Source organism: Salinispora vitiensis (assembly GCF_000378825.1).
GTDB lineage: Bacteria > Actinomycetota > Actinomycetes > Mycobacteriales > Micromonosporaceae > Micromonospora > Micromonospora vitiensis.
Window position 1 is genome coordinate 1572439 of the sequence record NZ_KB900388.1, and the last position, 17912, is coordinate 1590350.

At 68.3% G+C, this 17912-nt stretch carries 22 protein-coding genes and 4 pseudogenes; 13 read left to right on the forward strand and 13 right to left on the reverse strand.

Annotated elements, in window-relative coordinates; translation table 11 throughout:
- Nucleotides 1-25 precede the first annotated feature (25 nt).
- Entirely contained in the window at nucleotides 26-682 is a 657-nt protein-coding gene (locus SALPAC2_RS0107330; RefSeq protein WP_018216003.1) for a response regulator transcription factor, read from the forward strand.
- Nucleotides 683-1011: 329 nt separating this feature from the next.
- Here the strand turns inward: SALPAC2_RS0107330 and SALPAC2_RS27240 are convergent, their stop codons facing one another.
- The 7 genes from SALPAC2_RS27240 to SALPAC2_RS0107360 all read right to left on the reverse strand — a co-directional run bounded on the left by SALPAC2_RS27240 (nucleotide 1012) and on the right by SALPAC2_RS0107360 (nucleotide 6512).
- The gene (locus tag SALPAC2_RS27240; RefSeq protein ID WP_018216004.1) at nucleotides 1012-1158 is read right to left on the reverse strand and encodes a hypothetical protein; all 147 of its coding nucleotides are present in this window, start codon (nucleotides 1156-1158) and stop codon (nucleotides 1012-1014) included.
- A 5-nt stretch (nucleotides 1159-1163) separates the two neighbouring features.
- Nucleotides 1164-1529: a 4'-phosphopantetheinyl transferase family protein gene (locus SALPAC2_RS26670; protein ID WP_018216005.1), complete on the reverse strand. Its 366-nt coding sequence runs from the start codon at nucleotides 1527-1529 to the stop codon at nucleotides 1164-1166.
- 150 nt (nucleotides 1530-1679) lie between these two features.
- Entirely contained in the window at nucleotides 1680-1907 is a 228-nt protein-coding gene (locus SALPAC2_RS0107340) for a DUF5988 family protein (RefSeq protein ID WP_018216006.1), read from the reverse strand.
- Between the two features lie 704 nt (nucleotides 1908-2611).
- Nucleotides 2612-3898: an IS256 family transposase gene (locus SALPAC2_RS0107345; RefSeq protein ID WP_018215116.1), complete on the reverse strand. Its 1287-nt coding sequence runs from the start codon at nucleotides 3896-3898 to the stop codon at nucleotides 2612-2614.
- A 215-nt stretch (nucleotides 3899-4113) separates the two neighbouring features.
- Nucleotides 4114-5091 carry an asparaginase gene (locus SALPAC2_RS0107350; RefSeq protein ID WP_223874178.1) on the reverse strand — a complete coding sequence of 326 codons (978 nt, stop codon included), beginning with the start codon at nucleotides 5089-5091 and terminating at the stop codon, nucleotides 4114-4116.
- A 206-nt stretch (nucleotides 5092-5297) separates the two neighbouring features.
- On the reverse strand, nucleotides 5298-6056 hold the full coding sequence (locus SALPAC2_RS0107355; RefSeq protein ID WP_018216008.1) for a Clp protease N-terminal domain-containing protein: 759 nt from the start codon (nucleotides 6054-6056) through the stop codon (nucleotides 5298-5300).
- A 243-nt stretch (nucleotides 6057-6299) separates the two neighbouring features.
- Complete coding sequence (locus SALPAC2_RS0107360) at nucleotides 6300-6512, reverse strand: hypothetical protein (RefSeq protein ID WP_018216009.1); 213 nt, start codon at nucleotides 6510-6512, stop codon at nucleotides 6300-6302.
- A 47-nt stretch (nucleotides 6513-6559) separates the two neighbouring features.
- On the opposite strand from SALPAC2_RS0107360, the gene SALPAC2_RS24585 reads away from it, so the two are divergent.
- From SALPAC2_RS24585 to SALPAC2_RS26870, 4 genes and pseudogenes are all read left to right on the forward strand, one after another.
- Complete coding sequence (locus SALPAC2_RS24585; RefSeq protein ID WP_018216010.1) at nucleotides 6560-7015, forward strand: thioesterase II family protein; 456 nt, start codon at nucleotides 6560-6562, stop codon at nucleotides 7013-7015.
- 117 nt (nucleotides 7016-7132) lie between these two features.
- On the forward strand, nucleotides 7133-8041 hold the full coding sequence (locus SALPAC2_RS0107370; protein ID WP_018216011.1) for an ABC transporter ATP-binding protein: 909 nt from the start codon (nucleotides 7133-7135) through the stop codon (nucleotides 8039-8041).
- A gap of 59 nt (nucleotides 8042-8100) precedes the next feature.
- Entirely contained in the window at nucleotides 8101-8784 is a 684-nt protein-coding gene (locus SALPAC2_RS24590) for an ABC transporter permease (protein WP_018216012.1), read from the forward strand.
- 73 nt (nucleotides 8785-8857) lie between these two features.
- A pseudogene (locus tag SALPAC2_RS26870) lies at nucleotides 8858-8971 on the forward strand (IS5/IS1182 family transposase); the annotation flags it as partial.
- Between the two features lie 38 nt (nucleotides 8972-9009).
- Here the strand turns inward: SALPAC2_RS26870 and SALPAC2_RS24595 are convergent.
- Nucleotides 9010-9252: a transposase gene (locus SALPAC2_RS24595; RefSeq protein WP_018216013.1), complete on the reverse strand. Its 243-nt coding sequence runs from the start codon at nucleotides 9250-9252 to the stop codon at nucleotides 9010-9012.
- Here SALPAC2_RS24595 and SALPAC2_RS0107385 point away from each other — a divergent pair.
- Nucleotides 9251-9457: a hypothetical protein gene (locus SALPAC2_RS0107385; RefSeq protein ID WP_018216014.1), complete on the forward strand. Its 207-nt coding sequence runs from the start codon at nucleotides 9251-9253 to the stop codon at nucleotides 9455-9457. The two genes, SALPAC2_RS24595 and SALPAC2_RS0107385, sit on opposite strands and share 2 nt — an antisense overlap.
- On the opposite strand, the pseudogene SALPAC2_RS24600 reads toward SALPAC2_RS0107385, so the two are convergent.
- Nucleotides 9458-10427, reverse strand: a pseudogene (locus SALPAC2_RS24600) (helix-turn-helix transcriptional regulator).
- Nucleotides 10428-10507: 80 nt separating this feature from the next.
- On the opposite strand from SALPAC2_RS24600, the gene SALPAC2_RS0107395 reads away from it, so the two are divergent.
- Nucleotides 10508-11329 (forward strand): NAD(P)H-binding protein, encoded by an 822-nt coding sequence (locus SALPAC2_RS0107395; RefSeq protein ID WP_018216016.1) that lies wholly within the window; start codon nucleotides 10508-10510, stop codon nucleotides 11327-11329.
- Between the two features lie 67 nt (nucleotides 11330-11396).
- Here SALPAC2_RS0107395 and SALPAC2_RS27485 read toward each other — a convergent pair whose 3' ends face one another.
- On the reverse strand, nucleotides 11397-12068 hold the full coding sequence (locus SALPAC2_RS27485) for an MBL fold metallo-hydrolase (protein WP_018216017.1): 672 nt from the start codon (nucleotides 12066-12068) through the stop codon (nucleotides 11397-11399).
- Nucleotides 12069-12241: 173 nt separating this feature from the next.
- On the opposite strand from SALPAC2_RS27485, the gene SALPAC2_RS0107405 reads away from it, so the two are divergent.
- The 5 genes from SALPAC2_RS0107405 (at nucleotide 12242) to SALPAC2_RS24610 (ending at nucleotide 15890) form a co-directional block, all read left to right on the forward strand.
- On the forward strand, nucleotides 12242-13309 hold the full coding sequence (locus tag SALPAC2_RS0107405; protein WP_018216018.1) for an integrase core domain-containing protein: 1068 nt from the start codon (nucleotides 12242-12244) through the stop codon (nucleotides 13307-13309).
- Between the two features lie 47 nt (nucleotides 13310-13356).
- On the forward strand, nucleotides 13357-13572 hold the full coding sequence (locus tag SALPAC2_RS0107410) for a hypothetical protein (RefSeq protein ID WP_018216019.1): 216 nt from the start codon (nucleotides 13357-13359) through the stop codon (nucleotides 13570-13572).
- 31 nt (nucleotides 13573-13603) lie between these two features.
- Nucleotides 13604-14281: a DUF899 domain-containing protein gene (locus tag SALPAC2_RS0107415; RefSeq protein WP_018216020.1), complete on the forward strand. Its 678-nt coding sequence runs from the start codon at nucleotides 13604-13606 to the stop codon at nucleotides 14279-14281.
- A gap of 147 nt (nucleotides 14282-14428) precedes the next feature.
- On the forward strand, nucleotides 14429-14938 hold the full coding sequence (locus SALPAC2_RS0107420) for an SRPBCC domain-containing protein (protein ID WP_018216021.1): 510 nt from the start codon (nucleotides 14429-14431) through the stop codon (nucleotides 14936-14938).
- A gap of 151 nt (nucleotides 14939-15089) precedes the next feature.
- Entirely contained in the window at nucleotides 15090-15890 is an 801-nt protein-coding gene (locus SALPAC2_RS24610; RefSeq protein ID WP_050563085.1) for a hypothetical protein, read from the forward strand.
- 238 nt (nucleotides 15891-16128) lie between these two features.
- Here the strand turns inward: SALPAC2_RS24610 and SALPAC2_RS28310 are convergent.
- Nucleotides 16129-16497, reverse strand: a pseudogene (locus SALPAC2_RS28310) (DUF6297 family protein); the annotation flags it as partial.
- A gap of 86 nt (nucleotides 16498-16583) precedes the next feature.
- Here SALPAC2_RS28310 and SALPAC2_RS27490 point away from each other — a divergent pair.
- A complete protein-coding gene (locus tag SALPAC2_RS27490; RefSeq protein WP_018216023.1) occupies nucleotides 16584-16721 on the forward strand; it encodes a hypothetical protein in 138 nt (45 codons plus the stop codon).
- 76 nt (nucleotides 16722-16797) lie between these two features.
- Here the strand turns inward: SALPAC2_RS27490 and SALPAC2_RS0107440 are convergent, their stop codons facing one another.
- Both SALPAC2_RS0107440 and SALPAC2_RS25960 read right to left on the reverse strand, forming a co-directional pair.
- Nucleotides 16798-17520, reverse strand: a complete 723-nt coding sequence (locus tag SALPAC2_RS0107440) for a B3/B4 domain-containing protein (protein ID WP_018216024.1) — start codon at nucleotides 17518-17520, stop codon at nucleotides 16798-16800.
- A 302-nt stretch (nucleotides 17521-17822) separates the two neighbouring features.
- Nucleotides 17823-17912: pseudogene (locus SALPAC2_RS25960) on the reverse strand (ADP-ribosylation/crystallin J1); the annotation flags it as partial.

Genomic DNA, 17912 nt, shown 5'->3' on the forward strand with positions numbered 1-17912 from the left:
CCGGCCCCTCACCCCCGGAGTGCTTGTGCGTATCGTCTTGGCGGAGGATCTCGCCCTGCTCCGCGAGGGCCTCACGCACATGCTGGCCGCGCGCGGCATCACAGTCGTCTCCGCCGTGGACACCGGGCCGCTGCTGCAGGAAGCAGTCCGGGAGCACCGTCCCGACCTCGCCGTCGTCGACGTCCGGCTTCCCCCCACGTTCACCGACGAGGGTGTGCGCGCCGCCCTGGCGGTGCGCCAGGAGCACCCGGGGTTTCCGGTGCTTGTGCTCTCCCAGCACGTCGAGCAGCTTTACGCCCGGGAGCTGCTCGCTGACGGTGCGGGTGGTGTCGGCTATCTGTTGAAGGACCGAGTCCTGGGCGGCGACCAGTTCGTCGATGCCCTGCGGCGGGTGTCCGAAGGCGGCACGGCGCTCGACCCGGACGTGATCTCGTCGTTGTTCGCGGCAAGCAGGAGGCGAGGTCCCCTCGCCTCCCTCACGCCTCGGGAGCGCGAGGTGCTGGAACTGATGACCGAGGGTCGTTCCAACGGCGGGATCGCTCAGCGGCTTCACTTGAGTGAGGGCGCGATCAGCAAGTACACCACCAGTATCTTCGCCAAGCTCGGCATCACGGAGTCGGTGGAGGACAACCGCCGCGTGCTGGCCGTCCTTGCTTACCTCGACCATTCCCGAAGGTCTTGAGGCGCTCCGACCGGCCTTTCGCCTGATCGCCGGATCGCCGGATCGCGGATCGCCGGATCGCCGGATCGCCGGATCGCCGAAGCACTGTCATCCGGTGCACCGACACCGCTGGCGCTTCGGTGGCCTATCTGTGTTCCTCCGCCTGTCGGCCGGGGCACGAACACGGGTTCTGTCCACTCGACCCGGAGCTCGGCATTGCCTGGCCGGTGGCTGAACCCGTACTTTCCGGCGCCGCCGAGATCCTCGTGCCGTCGCCGACGATCTCCTCGAAAGGACGACAGTCCAGCGTTACCGTGAGCCGTCACGGTTCACCGTCACGGCGGTGACGATCAGCCGTGCCCAGTGGTGAACCGGCCGCCGAACGTGCGGATCGGCGTGTCCGGTAGCAGCACGGTGGCCCTGAAGCTGCCGGTTGACGGGCTCACCGCCAGCCGCGCTTCGTCGAAGTCGAGCCGCCGGCGGGTCAGCGGAACCACGCCATCTACACCGACTCCTTGGCGCGAAACAGCAGGCGGTCCCAGTGGACCCCCGGGTGGGCTCGGGCAAGTGAGGCGCGCATCTCACGCTCGGCAGGGACGGTAACCGATTCCTCCACGCCGGCGGGGAGCGGACCGTTGGGTTCGGCGTCGATGCCCACGGAGGCCAACACGGTCGCCGGGACGACCGCGGCGGCACGGTGACCGGCGCAGTGGGTGATCGCGCCGGCTACGCCGGGCGGCCACTGCGGTTCCTGCTTGGGACCGGGTCGACTCAGCGCGGGTGGACAGCCGAGCTTGGCCAGGGCATCACGCGTGCAGCGCCGCCCGGTGATGAACTCTCGGCGACGGCTCTCGACCGCGTTCGCCACCAGGTCCTCCTTCCCAGAAGGGCAGATGGGAAGTGCCGCCTCGTCACAGCGATACAGACAGACCTGCAACGCACGGACGAGCCGTCGCCGCCGCAGAGCGGGGCCTCTACCCGTACACGCTGTTGCGGCCGAGGCGCACGGCGGTGCCGCTCATTCCGCAATGCGGGTGCGCTGGGTCCAGCGGAACACTACCGGCGTCCGCCCGTAGGCTTCTGTCCGCTCGAAGTGTTCGTAGCCACCGTTGTGGGCGATTTTTACCTTGTAGTCACCGGGCGCCACACGCTGCTCTCGCCATTCGCCGGGAAGGTCGGGGCCACCTTCCAGGATGACGTCGACGAAATCCGAGGGCTCTTCCGTGGTTGACTTGGTCTCGGCCATGAGCCACCTCCATTGAGCTTGTCGAAAAGACGGAATCTCCGGGAGATTCACGGACTGCACGAATGACTATGAAGATCGACTCGACCGCGACGAACGGCCGATCCGGGTTCTCTGGCTGTGCAGTTCCGGCAGCGAGTGGGGGGAGTGCCAGGGCGACGACGGCGTCCCGCGTCTTCAGGCTAGCCAGCTCCCCCGCCCGTCACCGAACCCCTATTCGTGGCGACGAGACTCGATCACACTCGATCTTGACCATTCGGGAAGGATAGGGGTTGCTCGATGACATACATGTGCGGGCGGGCGCTCGTCTCGACAGCCACCGACGAGGAAGGAGATACCCGTGATGAAAGGCCAACACGACGTGGAGTGCACCACCGGCGGCGCACCTCCACGCTCCAGCGGACTCCCGCCACTCGGATGAGCTGGAATCCACGTCGAAGAACGCCACCCACTGTCGACCCAGTCTCTGGCCGCCGAGGTCGCAATGTCCGTGCACGCAGCAAAGACATCCGCGACTGGATCAGGACCTGGAACGACGGCCCCATGCCGTACGTAGGCACCAAGGCCGCCGCCGACCAGATCCTCGACTCCGTCGCCCGCTACTCACCCGCATGAACGCCTCACGACCTACCTGTCCTGTCTCAATGAATGTGGTCCGGGGGCTGCGGGCGGGGCTGTCTCGCTAGCGGTGTTTCCGGCGATCTTGGTTAGTAGGTTTCAGCGGCTGGGAAGCGGTCGCTGAAGGTGATGGCGAAGGCGTTCAACGCGGGTTTCCAGCGCATCGTCCATCGGGTTCTGCCTGCTCCGGTGGGGTCCAGGGAGCGAGTCACCAGGTACAGACACTTCAACGCGGCCTGCTCGTTGGGGAAGTGGCCGCGGGCCTTGACCGCCCGCCGGTAGCGGGCGTTGAGCGACTCGATCGCGTTGGTCGAGCAGATGACCTTGCGGATCTCCAGGTCGTAGTCGAGGAACGGGATGAACTCCGCCCAGGCGTTGTCCCACAAGCGGATCACCGCCGGATACCGGCCGCGCCACTTGTCGGCCAGGTCGTCGAACGCCGCTCGGGCGGCGTCGGCGTTGACGGCGGTGTAGATCGGCTTGATGTCGCGTTTGATCTCGTCCCAGTACTTGCGGGAGGTGAGCCGGAAGGTGTTGCGGATCAGATGGATCACGCAGGTCTGCACCACCGTGCGGGGCCACACGTTCGTCACGACCTCGGGCAGGCCCTTCAACCCGTCGCAGACGAGGAAGAACACGTCCTTGACGCCGCGGTTGCGTAGGTCGGTGAGCACGCTCATCCAGAACTTCGCGCCCTCACCACCTGTGCCGGCCCACAGACCGAGGATGTCCTTGTCGCCGTCGAGGGTGACGCCGATCGCGGCATAGAACGGCCGGTTGGCGACCTGCCCGTCACGGACCTTGACCACGATGGCGTCGATGAACACCGCGGCGTACATCTCGTCCAAGGGCCGGTGCGACCAATCCGCCATCTCCTCGAGCACCTTGTCGGTGATCCGGGAGATCGTCTCCTTCGACACCGAAGCCCCGTAAATCTCGGCGAAGTGCGCGCTGATCTCCCCGGTTGTGAGGCCTTTGGCATACAGCGACAACACGACCTCGTCGACCCCCGACAAGCGCCGCTGCCGCTTACGGACGATCTGCGGCTCGAACGTGCCCGCCCGGTCCCGCGGCACATCGATCTGCACCGGGCCGTTGCCGTCGGTCAAGACGGTCTTCGACCGAGTGCCGTTACGGATGTTGCCCGACCCGGCACCGGCCTGGTCGTGCTTTTCGTAGCCGAGGTGCTCAGTCATCTCCTCGTTCAACGCGGTCTCCAGGACCGTCTTGGTCAGCTGCTTGAGCAGCCCGTCCGGGCCCGTCAACGACAGCCCTTGTTCCTTGGCGGCTCGGACCAACTCGACGGCGGCTTTCGCCTCCGCTGTCGACTCGGGCCGCTTCTTACGTCCGGTCTGATCGTTCAGCGTCGCGGTCATCACGGCACCCTCCTCACCAGGCACAACGCCTGGCAGGTCAGGCCGGAAACACCGTTAGATCCACACTCCCCTGCGGGCCGCTGAGCAGGGCGAGACCAGATCCAGTGAGACGCTGCTATCCGGCTGGGTCTCGTCGAATCTGGTCTGTGAAAACGGTTTGCGCCAGGTTGTCTCGCTGAATCTGGTCTAGTAGTTGCGGAAGTGTCCCTGTCGGATCAGAGTCTTTGGAACCAGTCACGTGCGGCTTTGACTCCGCCGTTTGGGCCGAGGGCGACCATCAGGGCGCTGCGTGCCTTTCCGGGGGCGAGGCTGCGGGCTCCGATCGCACCGACTTTGGCGGCAAGGCCGCTGCCCAGGGGCAGCTCCGCCAGGTCGATGTCGCGGGTGCGGCATCGGGAGGCGATGACCACGGGGACGTCCCATTCGGTCAGGTCGCTGATGGCTGCGAGGAGACTGACCGGGACGTTGAACATGCCGGTGCCCTCCAGCACGATCCCGCGCGCACCCGCGTCCACTACTGCGGTGAGTAGGACTGGATCGATGCCGGGGTAGGTCTTGATGAGGGCGACGTCGGATTCTGGCTCGCCCCGCGGCTCGGGTGGCCGCGGTGGCGGGGGTGCCAGCATCTCGACCCCGGTGCCGATCACACGGCCGACCGGCGGGTGTGGCGCCGAGGAGAATGCGGTCACGCTGGTGGCGTCGACCTTGGCGACCCAGCGGGCGGCGTGCAGTTCGTCGTTGAGGCAGGCCACGACGCCGACCCCGGCGAGGGCGGGGTCTGCCGCGGCGGTGATGGCTGAGGCGAGGTTGCGTGGGCCGTCGGTGGACAGGTCGTCCAGGTGGCGCATCGCCCCGGTCAGAACGATCCCGCCGTGCAGGGCGGCCGGTCCGGCTTGTAGGTCGATGAGGAAGGCCGTGTCCTCCAGAGTGTCGGTGCCGTGGATGATCACGACGCCGTCGAAGCTGTCGTCAAGGATGGCGGCGCGGGCCCGGCGGGCCAGTGTCAGCATCGTGGCTGGTGACATGTCCCAGCTCGGTTCGGCGAGTACGTCCTCGACGGTCACGTCGGCGGTCAGCAGGTCCGCGGGGATGGTCTTGAGGAGATCCGCACCGGATGCGATGGCCTCGTGACCGGGTCGGCGGGAGTAGGCGATGGTGTCCTTGGTCGCCAGGAGCAGCACACGTTTGGTCACGTACGGTTCCTTCACCTGTCCGGTCGGGGCGTTACGGGGTTTCGGCCAGCAATGGCAGCAGAAGCAGCAGGAACATTGCCGTCGCGGCGATTGCGGCCAGGACAGCACGCGCGTTTGGGCGCGGTCCCCGCGTGCGGGTCGGACCGGCGTCCGGCGGGTTACCGGGCCACTGCTGCGACGAGCCGGGTGAGTGGTCGAGGCCGGTTTCAGCTCTCGGTGACCACACCTGCCCGCTCCTCCAGCCGTTCGATTCGGCGCACGATGGGCTGCAGTTCCTGACGGACCGCGGCGGCCAACGCCGCCGCCGTCTCCGTCGTCCCGCTGTCGGCGGCTTGCGGTGTCTGGGCCCGCAGGTGCACGTAGCCGGCGAGGGCTGCCGCCACCGCGCGGCGGGTCAATCGCAGTTCCGCACCCAACGAGCGCAGGACCTGCCCGGCGGTGCCGTCGGGCTCGGCGATCAGCCCCAGCAGCAGGTGTTCGCAACCGACGTAGTTGTGTCCGAACGCGGTCGCTTCCGTGACGGCCAACTCCAGCGCGTTGGACGCCGGACCGCTGAAGCGCTGCGATGCGTCCGCGGCGACGCCGGCTTCTGTCAACGGCTGGCGGGCAAGCTCGCGGCCGACTCGGTCGGGTTCGATCTCCACCGCCCGTAGGACGTGTAGGGCCAGGTTGCCGCCTTCGGTCAGCAGGCCACCGAGCAGATGCCCACTGCCCACCGCCGGCGCCTCGGCCGCTTGCGCTTGCTCGATGCCGAGTTTGAGTGCCGCACGGGTCCGCGCCGTGAAGTGCGGCAGCCTCACGGCCAGGTCCGCGTCGTCCAGATCACTCAGAGCCGTTTCCCGAATCGCGGTGACCCGTCGCACGGCCTGTTCCAGCGCCCGTTGGCAGACGGCGGAGACGGGCACCCCGGCTTCCTTCACCGCTTCGGCCAGCTCGTCGGGCAGGTAAACGTTGATCTTCGGCATTACTGGAACCCCTCTCGCGCACGCCCTCAGGAAGAGCATAACCCTTGTGTAACCCCCAGGGGGTTATCTGTCTAGGATGCGGTTTGAAGCGCCGCGCGGCGGCGACCACTTCGGCGTACTCGTCGTCAGTTTGTCGGACACTGATCCGGGTAACGCGGCCGGGAAAGACGTGCCGGCGGTGCCGTGTGCCGGCGGGCTGCGGCGGTGCGGTGATGGTGGGATCTGCCGACTTCGTGTTGATGGTCATGGGTGGTCGGGCTCCGTGTTGAGGATTGGTGGCAGCCAGCCGGCCTGTTGCGCGGTGTGGCGAAGCACGCTGCGTAGGTTGTGCAGACGGGGCTGGTCGAGGGGGTAGCCGGGCGGAAGGCGCCGCCACAGCTCGGCGTGGAACCCGTCTCGGTCGGTGTCGTCGTCGGAAACGGCGAGTTCACGCCAGCAGGGGCGGGCGATCAGCACGGCAAGGGTGATCGTCTCGGGGTAGTTGGCGGCCTGGTAAGTGGAGCATGGGCGCCAGCCTCGCGTTCGAGATTGCTCAACTGATGGAGCCCGTTGCCCCGGCGACGCACCTGTTCGTCTCTGGCCGGCGGGCCCCCTCGGTGACGCGAAACGAGACCGTGCATCGTCGTGATGACGCGGGTCTGCTCGCTGAGGTGCGTGCCCTGGCCGGCACGAATCAGAAGCTGCTGCAGGACGACGAAGTCATGCGGATGGCCCTTCCCGCGATCCGGGGCGACTACACGGCGGCGGAAACCTACAAGTGGGTACCCGACGAGCCGATCAGCTGCCCGGTGACGGCCCTCACCGGCGCCGCAGACCCGAAGGTCACTCCCGATGAGGTGAGGGCATGGGAACGGCACACGACGGGCCCGTTCGCGTGCCACGTGCTGCCCGGGGGCCACTTCTTCCTCACCGATCATGCCGCGTTCGTGATTGCGAAGCTCCAGGCCGCACTCAGCTGAGCGTCAGAGGTGGGGGAAGCCCCACCAAAGACGGGGCCTTGGGGAATATCTCCGCAGTGAGTGCCGAGCCTAGGTTCGATGTGGACTAACAACCGGCCGGCCGAAAAGGGAGGAAACATGCCGATCATCGAAGTCGAGGGCCTAACCAAGCGCTACGGAGACCACACAGCGCTGAGAGATGTCAGCTTCTCCGTGGAGGAAGGCCAGATCTTTGGTGTCCTGGGACGTAACGGGGCGGGCAAAACCACCACAGTCGAGTGTATTGAAGGGCTGCGCCGGGCCGACTCGGGCCGCATCTCAGTAAACGGGCTGGACCCGACCCGCCACTCGGCCGAGCTGAGTTCTACCCTCGGAGTGCAGCTGCAGGACGGGGCGCTGCCGGACAACATGAAGGTCTGGGAGGCGCTGGACCTGTACAGCTCGCTGTATCCCACCCCTTTGAACTGGCGCGAGCTCCTTGAGGAGTGGGGTCTGGCGGAGAAGCGGAACGCGCGGTTCGGCAAGCTGTCGGGCGGCCAGAAGCAGCGGCTGTTCATCGCGCTCGCACTGGTGGGCGACCCGCGGGTCGCGATCCTCGACGAGCTGACCACGGGACTCGACCCGCAGGCGCGGCGCGACACCTGGTCGCTGGTGGAGCGGATCCGGGACCGCGGGGTCACCGTCCTGCTCATCACGCATTTCATGGACGAGGCCGAGCGGCTCTGCGACCGGATCGCCGTGTTCGACAAGGGCACCGTCGCCGCCGTCGGCTCGCCCGACGAGCTGATGGGCCGCGCCGGTCCCAGGCAGCGAGTGTCGTTCGTGCCGTCGCTACCGATCAGCGACGAGGACCTGAACGGGCTGCTGGGCGTGGAGGCGGTCGTGCGCGACGGCGACCAGGTGACTTTGCACGGTTCGAGTGACCTGTTGCAGGCCGTGACGACGAGCTTGGCCCGGCGGGAAATCGTTCCCGTCGGTTTGAGCGTGGAGAACACCGGGCTTGAGGAAGCCTTTCTCGCGCTGACCGGCGAGGAGCGGAGCCGGTGAGCGTTGAGGAGGACACCGGCCACCCGACGACGAAGCAGCGAGGACGAGGAGGCAGCCCCGTGGGCGCACTGCTGAAGATGACACAGATTGAGACGAAGCTGCTGCTGCGCGACCCGGCAACCGCGATCATGGTGGTCGCACTGCCGCTGTTCCTGATGACAATCTTCTCGCTGATGCCGGGGTTCAACGAGCCCTTCGACGGCTTCGGCGGCGAGTCCGTGGTGGACACCTTCATCCCCGGCGTGACTACCGTGGTCGTGCTGTCCGTGCTGGGCCTGAGCGTAATGCCAGTTTACCTGGCGACCTACCGCGAGCGGGGCGTGCTGCGCCGTCTAGCGGTCAGCCCCGCGTCGCCGTGGCTGCTGCTCGCGGCGCAACTGCTGGTCAACGCCATGCTTGCGATCGCGGGAGTGGCGCTGATGACCCTGTTCGCCGCGCTCTTCTTGGACGTGTCGCCGCCGGGCAACCCCGGCGGGTTCGCCCTGGCATTCCTGCTGGCGACGTCGACCGCGCTGGCCATCGGTACGCTCATCGGCTCGCTCGCCTCGAACAGCAAGTCAGCCACCGCCATCGGACTGGCTGTGCTGTTTCCGCTGCTGTTCCTCGCCGGCGTGTGGTCACCGGTGGATATGCTGCCCGGCACCCTGTCCACCATCGGCGCGGCCACCCCGCTGGGTGCCGGCCTGGCGGCCATCCGTGCCACGTGGGCGGGGGCGCCCCGGAGCCAATACACCTGCTGCTGATGGTCGGCTACACGACCGTCTTCGGCGCCATCGGCACGCGTTTGTTCCGTTGGAGCTGAGCGAGGTGTGGTGCGGGATCCTTTTCGCGCCCTACACCGCGATCCCGCGGGAGTACCTGCCCCAAGAACTCAGGTTCGGGTCGGGGATGACCTGCTGGCGCAAGTTGCGGGACTGGAAGGGAGTGTGGCGTTTTCCGTGTTTGGCCATTGGGTGTGATCGAGGTTGTTAGATGGTGATCCGGTCGCCGTAGGCGAGGATCAGGGCGTTGAGGGCCTTGGCCCAACCGTAGACCCGGCCGGTGATACTGCCGCCGCCCTTACGTTTCTGCTGGACGACGAGGTAGAGCACCTTCATCGCGGCCTGCTCGGTCGGGAAGTGCCCCCGCCGGCGGGCGGCCTGCCGGAACCGGGCGTTGAGGCTCTCGACGATGTTGGTGGCGTACGGCACCGAATCGCCGGACGCGGACATGAACCACTGCACGCCGTATCTACGCACGGTGGTGGAGAAGGTGCTCGGCTATGACACACGGTTCATCGTGGCCGAGCACACAGTCATGCCGTACACCTCGCAGGATCCGGCCGAGCTGGCCAAGGCGGCGGACTCGCTGCAACAGGCCGTCCGGGCCGCCGGGGACCGAGCCCGCGAGGTGGCCGGTAGCTTCGTGCGGGCCTGATCAGGAGTTCGTCGCGGACCCCGCCGCCCGCTGCATGCGGGCGGCGAGGGTCCGCATGTGCTCGGCCAGCTCGGGTGGCTCATGGATGTCGAAGTCAAAGCCGAAGGCGGCGATCCACACCGCGAGGTGATCGAGGTCGTCGGAGCCGATCCGCAGGGTGCAGGTGCGCTCGTCGACGGGTTCCACGACGCCGATACTGGGCGGCACCTCGGCGCTGACCTGCGCTGCGGAGCCGTGCATGGTCAGCCGGGCCTGATAGCGGTACGGGCTGCGGCTCAGGTTCTGGACCAGGTAGGCGGCGAGATCGTCGGCGGGCATCTCCCGTGCGGTGAAGCGCGGGCCGCCGGGGGTCCGCAGCCTCAGCCGGTCGACCCGGAAGGTGCGCCAGTCCTCGCGGTGTACGTCCCAGCAGAACAGGTACCAGCGGCGGCCGTTGTTGACCAGCCGGTACGGTTCGGCCTCCCGTGCGCTGTCGCGGCCGTCGCCGGCGACGTAGTCGAAGCGCAGCCGGCGGCTGTCGCGGATCGCCGTGGCTATCTCGGTGAGGGTGCTCGAGTCCAGGGTGGGCCCCGCGTGGGGCATGCTCAGAACCGCGGAGCTGATGGTGTTGACCTGGTAGCGCAGCCGTGAGGGCAGGACCTGGTCGAGTTTGGCCAGGGCGCGCACGGACGTCTCGGCGATGCCGGTGATTGTTCCGGAGGTCGCGGTGCGCAATTCGACCGCAACCGCCACCGCCTCGTCGTCGTCCAGCAGCAGCGGCGGTAACGATGCGCCGGCGGCCAGTTGATAGCCGCCGCCGACCCCGCCGATGGCGGTGATGGGGTAGCCGAGCAGCCGGAGCTTGTCCACGTCGCGGCGCACGGTGCGGCAGCTGACAGCCGAGTTCGTCGGCCAGTCCCGTGCCGGACCATTCCCGGTGCGCCTGCAGGAGTCCCAGCAGACGGAGCAGACGCGCGGAGGTGTCGAGCACGGTTCTCATTCTCCCACCGATCGCGGACAGAACCTGGCCGCGATCGCCGATACGGTTGTTTCATGACGGAAGGGAACCCCATGACCATTCTTGTTGCCGGTGCCACCGGCAACGTCGGCCGGCCCCTGGTCGCTCAGCTGCTCGCCGCGGGGCACCAGGTCCGAGGACTGACGCGTAATCCTGCTAAGGCGAATCTGCCGGAAGGCACCGAGGTTGTCGCCGGCAATCTGTCCGACACTGACAGTCTCGCCAAAGCCTTCGAGGGGGTGACCGCTGCCCACCTAATCACCTTCGGCGACGATTTCGCGCCGCTGACCAACGCCGAGGAGATCGTAGCGTTGGCCAAGAAGGCCGGCGTGCGGAAGGTGACCGTCCTCAAGGGTGATGTCACCAAGAGCCCGCTGGAGGAGGCTGTCGAGGCCGGCGGTCTGGCTTGGACCTATCTGTCCCCTGTGGAGTTCATGTCCAACGTGCTGGAGTGGGCCGACTCGGTCAAGGACGAGGGCGTGATCCGGGAGGGCTTCGCCACCTCCAAGAGCGCGATGGTCCACGACGCTGACATCGCCGCTGTCGCCGCGGCCGCGCTCACCGCCGACGGCCACAACGGCAAGGAGTACTGGATCACCGGGCCCGAGGCGCTCACCCCGCCGGAGAAGGTCAAGGTGATCAGCGAGGTCCTGGGCCGCGACATTAAGTTCATCGAGCTGTCCCGGGACGAGATCGTCAGTCAGTGGCGCGAGCAGGGCTTCGGCGACGAAGACGTCGAGTTCTTCCTGACGATGCGGACCAACCCGCCGGAAGCGGGCTACACCGTGCTGCCCACCGTCCAGGAGGTCACCGGTAAGCCGGCGCGCACCTTCAAGCAGTGGGTGACCGAGAACGCCGCAGCCTTCGGCGGCTGAGCATCGTAGCAGCGAACCGGCCGCCCCGGGGTTTCCCGGGGCGGCCGGTCGGTGTCCGGCACCGGGCTCAGGCAGCGCAGTGCGGTGCGGCGCCGTGGAACGCCACCATTTCGCGGAAGGACCCGGCAACGTCGATGCGGCCGCCCGGCGGCAGGCCCTGCAGCTCGGCGTACGACCGGTGCAGGTTGCTGACCAGGCGCTCACACTCGGGCAGCGCGCCGAACGGGCCCGGGTCCGCGGCCTGAGCCACCTGCGGCACGCTGAGGCCCTCGCGCAGGCCTGTTCGTGCCAGATCCTGCACCCGGCGCAAGTAGGCCTCGGTGAAGTCGAGCACCTCGCTGCCGCCGACGCGGCCGTGGCCGGCGACGACCACTGCCGGGCGCAGCCGTCGCATCAGTTCCAGCGCCTGAAGCGATCCGTCGACCGAGCCCATCAGCACATAGGGCGTCACTGCGGACCAGGCGACGTCACCGGTGAACAGCACCCGCCGCTGGGGCACCCAGACCACCACGTCGCTCGCCGTGTGCGCCGGGCCGACGTGGATCAGCTCCGCAGTCAACCGGCCCGCCGTCAGCGTCATCCGGTCGGTGAAGGTCACCTCCGGCGGGGCCAGCCGGATATCGCCCCACTGCACGTCGGGCCACAGCCGGCACAGGCTCAGCCCCGCCTCCATCATGTCGCTGCCGGTCTGGTGATGAGCCACCACCGTCGCCGGGGCGAAGTCGGCGTTGCCGAACACGTGGTCGCCGTGAAGTGGGTGTTGACCACGTAGCGGGGACCGGCCGGCGCCACCCGCAGCACCTCGGCACGCAGGTGCGCCGCCCGGGCCCTGTGGGATTCCAGAACCCGGTAACCGTGGTTGACGTGGGCAGATGTAGCGCTCGGCCATGCTGTTAGGCATCGTCATGACCTGTGTCGCTGCGCCTGCTCTACCTCGTGTTCTGCCGCATCGCCGGATGGCTCGCCCTCCTGGCCAGCACCGGTACGGCCAAAGACGTGGAGATCTTGGTGCTCCGTCACGAGAACGCGGTCTTACGCCGGCAGAATCCGACACCGCACCTGGACTGGGCAGACCGAGCGGTGCTCGCCGCCCTGATCAAATTCCTGCCCCGGGCATTGGCGGCGCACCGGCTCGTCACTCCGACCACGGTCATGCGCTGGCATCGGCGGCTGGTCGCCCGCCACTGGACATATCCCAACCGGTCCGACCGGCCGCCGACCGACCCAGCCATCACCGCCCTGGTCGAGCGGACGTCCCGGGACAACCCCGACTGGGGCTACCAACGCATCCACGGCGAACTGCTCGGCCTCGGCCACCGTGTCAGCGCGTCCACGATCCAGCGGACCCTCAAACGATTGGGCATCCCACCGGCGCCCGTGCGCCGTGACCACACCACCTGGCGACGGTTCCTCCGCGCCCAGTCATCGACCATGTTGGCCTGCGATTTCATCCACCTGGACTGCACGCTCACCCTCAAGCGCCGGTACGTGTTCTTCGTGATCGAGGTTGGCAGCCGCTACATGCACATCCTCGGCATCACTGCCAACCCGGACGGAGCATGGACCACCCAGCAGGCCCGCAACCTGCTCATGAACCTCGGTGACCGCGCCGACCAATTCAGATTCCTTATCCAGGACCGGGCCGGGCAGTCCACCGCAGCCTTCGACGCGGTGCCGGCCCATGCCGGCGTCACCGTATACAAGATCCCGCCGCGAAGCCCGCGAGCAAATGCCCACGCGCAACGGCTCGTCCTCACCGTCCGCAGCGAGCTCACCGACCGCATACTCATCATCAACGAACGACATCTACGCCTGACGCTCGCCGAATATGCCAGTCACTACAACGGCCGACGACCACACAGGTCGCAGCAGTGGCAGCCTCCACGACCCGACCGGCCCGTCGTCGACCTGACCCACGAGCGGGTCAGACGTCGCCCAGTCCTCGGCGGGCTAATCAACGAGTACGAACGAGCCGCGTAGACGGCCCTGCTCAGAGTCGGTGACAGGGTTATGAAACCCCACAGGCCGTGGAGTACCTGTCCGCCGCCCAGGCAGTGGACCTGCGGGGCGTCGTGGACCGGCTCGGGCCGGCCGGGCGGGCCACCTACGACCGGATCCGGTCCCTGGTGCCCACCCTGGACCGGGACCGCTATATGAGCGACGACATCGAGACGATCGCGGCCGCGCTGGCCCGGGGCGAGTTCGTCGACGCCCTGCCCGACCACGGCGAGAGCCTGCGGTGACCGGCCGAGGCCGCGACGGGAGGAGAAAGTAATGACGGACGCCAAGATCGTCGACCGGGCGGACTGGTACGCGGCGCGGCGGGCCTTCCTGGAGCGCGAAAAGGAGGTGACCCGGGCGCGGGACGCGCTCAACGCGGAACGGCGCGAGCTGCCAATGATGGTAGTGGACAAGGGGTACGTCTTCGAGGGCCCGGACGGCGAGCGGACACTGCCGGAGCTGTTCGAGGGCCGGCGGCAGCTGCTCACCTACCACTTCATGTGGCCGCTGGAGGGGCACGACTGGTGCCCGGTCTGCTCGCTGTTCATCGACAACATCGGTCACCTGGCGCACCTGCACGCCCGGGACACCTCGCTGGCCATCGTCTGCGCCGCGCCGCAGTCGGACATCGTGCCGTTCAAGCGCCGGATGGGCTGGGACATCCCCTGGTACACCACCCGGGGCGACGACTTCTACCAGGACTTCACCCTCGACGTCGGCACGGACGAGCCGGAGCTGCCCGGGGTCAGCGCGTTCCTGCGCGACGACGACGGCCGGGTGCTCTACGCGTACTCCACGCACGGGCGCGGCAGCGACATCCTGAACAACACCTACAACTACCTCGACCTGACCCCGCTGGGCCGGCAGGAGAAGGGCATGGCGGACACCATGGGGTGGTTCCGCCACCACGACCGCTACGGCGACGCCACGGCGGGCTCCTGCCACGGCTGACCGTCGCTCCCGCCCACGGCCACGCCGGATCGACCGGCGTGGCCGTCGGGCGTGTGCGCTTGACCTGTTCCGTCCAATATTGACAGTCTGCTACGACCGGCCCACGTCCCGTGGGCCGGGTCAGCGACCCAGAGGAGACCGGATCTGATGGATCCCGAAACCTTCCGTACGCGGACCACCCGGCACCCCGGCCCCGGCGGAAAGCCGCTGCTGCGCTTCACGCACGACTACCCGGACCCGCCCGAGCGCGTCTGGCGGGCGATCACCGACAGCGAGGAGCACTCCTCCTGGTTCGGCTTCCCGGTCGTCGTGGAGCCGGTCGAGGGCGGGAACGTCACCGTGACGTTCTCCCCGGAGATGGTGGAGCGGGCCCGGGTCGTCGAGGTCGACGAGCCGCTCCGGTTCGTGTACGCCGGCGACGGCGACGCCTACCGCTGGCTGCTGAGCCCGCACGGGGACGGCTGCCGGCTGGTGCTGGAGAACGTGGTCGGCGACCCGCGGCACCTGCCGCAGAGCGCCGCCGGCTTCCACCTGGCCCTAGACAAGATGGGCGAGCTGCTCGACCGGGAGGCCGGCCGCCCGGCGCCGCACGGCGGGCCGCTGTCCTTCGACGACCTCGTGAAGCACTACTCGGAGCTGCCCGAGCAAGCGAACTGACCCTCGTCGACCGCGGCGGGATGACCGAAGGGAGTCCCACCAGCCTGCGGCCCGACGCCCGGCCTCCTGGCTCCGGGCCACCCGCCGCCACGCACCCCCGCCCGGACCCGGGCGCGGCGGTGGGACGGCCAGCCGGCGGGAGGAGGCCACAGTGACAGGTGGAACGGGCGAACCGGAGCCGAGCCGGACGGGCCTGGTGCCCTGGCCGCCGGAGTCCGTGGCCCGGTACGTCGCCGCGGGATACTGGGAGGGGCGGCCGCTGGGCGCGCGCATCCTGGCCGTGGCCGATGCCCTGCCCGACGCCGAGGCGCTGGTCGGCGGCGACGTCCGGCTGACCTACCGGGAGCTGGTGGAGCGGGCCGACGGCGCGGCGCTGCGAATGCACGTGTACCTGCGCGAGGACGCCCTCACCGACCCACTCGACACCTGGCTCGCCTCCGCCTTCGCCCCCCAACGCCTCGAACACACCATCACCACGCTCGCCGACGCCCAACCAGTAGCCCATACGCCCGCAACCGGCACACCAGCCCAGACCATCATCACCGAGTGCGACGCCAAGCTAGAGCGCTACCGCGCCGCCCTCGACGCTGGCGCAGACCCGACGGTAGTTACCGCCTGGATCACCCAGACCCAGGCCGACCGCGCCCGCGCCGAAGCAGAACTACACGCACTCGCGGGCACCACCCCACACCGGCTGACCCGAGCAGAAATCACCGCCCTGGTGACCGCACTCGGGGACATCACCGCCGTGCTCCGCGACGCCGACCCAGCCGACAAGGCCAAGGTCTACCGGCAACTCGGCCTCCGGCTGAACTACCAGCCCGAAACGCAAACGGTGCGCGCTGAAGTGGATCTCAGCGCGCACCGTGGGGAAATGGTTTGTGTCCGAGGGGCCACACGAACCGTTACCCCACCACCGATGACAATCGTCAAGACCTTGAAGCCAACCTAAGCCTAGGAACCCCGCTGACCTGCACGGCGGCCTCGCACACACCGGCTCCGGCTCCGGCTCCGGCTCCGGCGGACTATCCGCCGTCCTGGTTGAACCGACCGATCCAGCGTCCACCTCATCCCACACCAACCCGCCATGGGCCTGCACGGTTTCAGCTTCGGCGAGATCACCTTCAACAACGGCCGCATTCCCGTGACCAAACCGACGCCACCCGGATCACGGCAGAAGCGTACGTCGATATGGTGCCGATCGAGGCGGTGCTCGGCTTCGCCCGCTGGAGGGCGCCCTCCGCGCCGGCCAGTCCCGCCAGCAAGCCAAGCGCCCACCACGGTCCGGCGAGCGAGCCGGTGGCCTGCAGCGCGACCAGGGTAATGACGAGCCACACGCCGGCGGCAACGGTGGGGACCCGAGCCGCTGAGCGGTCGCCCGGCGGCCCAGGGCGCCGAATAGCCGCAACATCGCCGAGTTCGAGGCGTCGCCGTGGGTGGACTCCGCGGTGAGTACGGCGGAGGCCAGCGCGCCGATCAGGACCACGCCGAAAAGGAGCCAGGCGGGGCCGTCGGCGATGTTAGATCGGGACGGCGGCCGCGCCAACCGGCCACCGGAGTCACACGGCCTTGCGGCGCAGCAGCCAGCGGCTGCCCTCGTGCAGGGTCCGACCTCGGCTTTTTCGGCAAGAGCGTCCTGCTGGCCGTGCTCGGGTTCCGGACCCCGCAGTACGTGCGGTACGTCTTCGAGGACCGCATCTTCAGCAACGTTCCGCCCGCGAAGGTCTCCATGCCGATCAACCTGCGTCGGAAAGCTTCCTGCTCACAGCGGAGTGGCTGCTGATCCTCACGGTGGCGGCCTTCTTCGGCTGGGCGGTGACGCAGGGCTGAGCTATCCGGGGCCGGGCGTCCCGGGCAGCTCACACCGAGACGGTCTCCGTCCGGGGTAGGTCGGCGGAGAGGGCCAGCACGGTGATCCGTTCCGCGTGTGGGTTGACCAGTTCCACAAGCAGGTCCTGCGCGGCGGTCATGGCCTCGTCGGGGACCGCCGACGCGCTGACCCGCTCCAGGATGAAGACGACCCGTCGGGTGGCGGGCGTAACCTTGCAGCGGTCACAGTCGCGGTGGTTCCAGTGCCGGGTCAGCACCTCCGAACCGGCCGTATACACCACCTCACCGGGGGCCGGCTCCTCCCGCCGGTCCGTCTCGTTGAGCGGGGTGAATCCATCGCCCGGTTGGGCCGGGCGCACGACCACCGGCTCGTCGATGCTGGCGACGTCGAAGGCGCCGGCCGGAATCCCGTGCCGCACCGACACCAGGTTGTACGCGTCGACCACGGGATTCACCCTGGGTAGCCGTCCCACCTTGGCCAGGCGGCGGCTCAACGCGTCCACGCTGGGCCGCGTCCGTCGGGGGTTGGTGCCGAACCGTCGGTACGCCTCGTGCCACGAGGCGATCGTGGGCTGGGACTCGTCGTGCGGCTGCCACCTGCCCGCTGCCAGGTCTGCCGTCAACTCGTCAATCAGTCGATCGGTGAGCGGCCACGACCCGTCGTTACGGACGCCGTCGGCTAGGACCAGTCGCACCTGGCTCTCGGGAAAGTCCGCCAGCACCGCGTCGTCGAGTCCGAAGGAAAGCGCCAAGTCGTCCTCCCGGGTGGGCCCATGGCGGGCGAGTCGGTCCAGTCTACGGGTGGATCGGCGGCCGCCGGTGCCATCGACGCCGAGGACGGTGCCGTCCGGGCGAACGCTTAAAGCAGGCGCTGGTGCGCCCCGGCTACGGTACCGAGCGTCACCAGCTCGTGGGCGAGGAGTTGGATCATGCGGGCACCTGCCGACCGTCGCGGCGCATAACTTGGCCGAGAACCTCATGCAGATCGGCTTCTACCAGGTCCAGCAGGTCGCCGCCGAACACGCACAGCGACGGCTCCCACGGGTCGCCAAACGTACTGCTCGTTAAGGACCGGATAGAAAATCGGCTGGTCGGGCAACCGCGGCGGCCACGCCGTCCAGCCGGAGGCGCGCTTGAGGTCCAA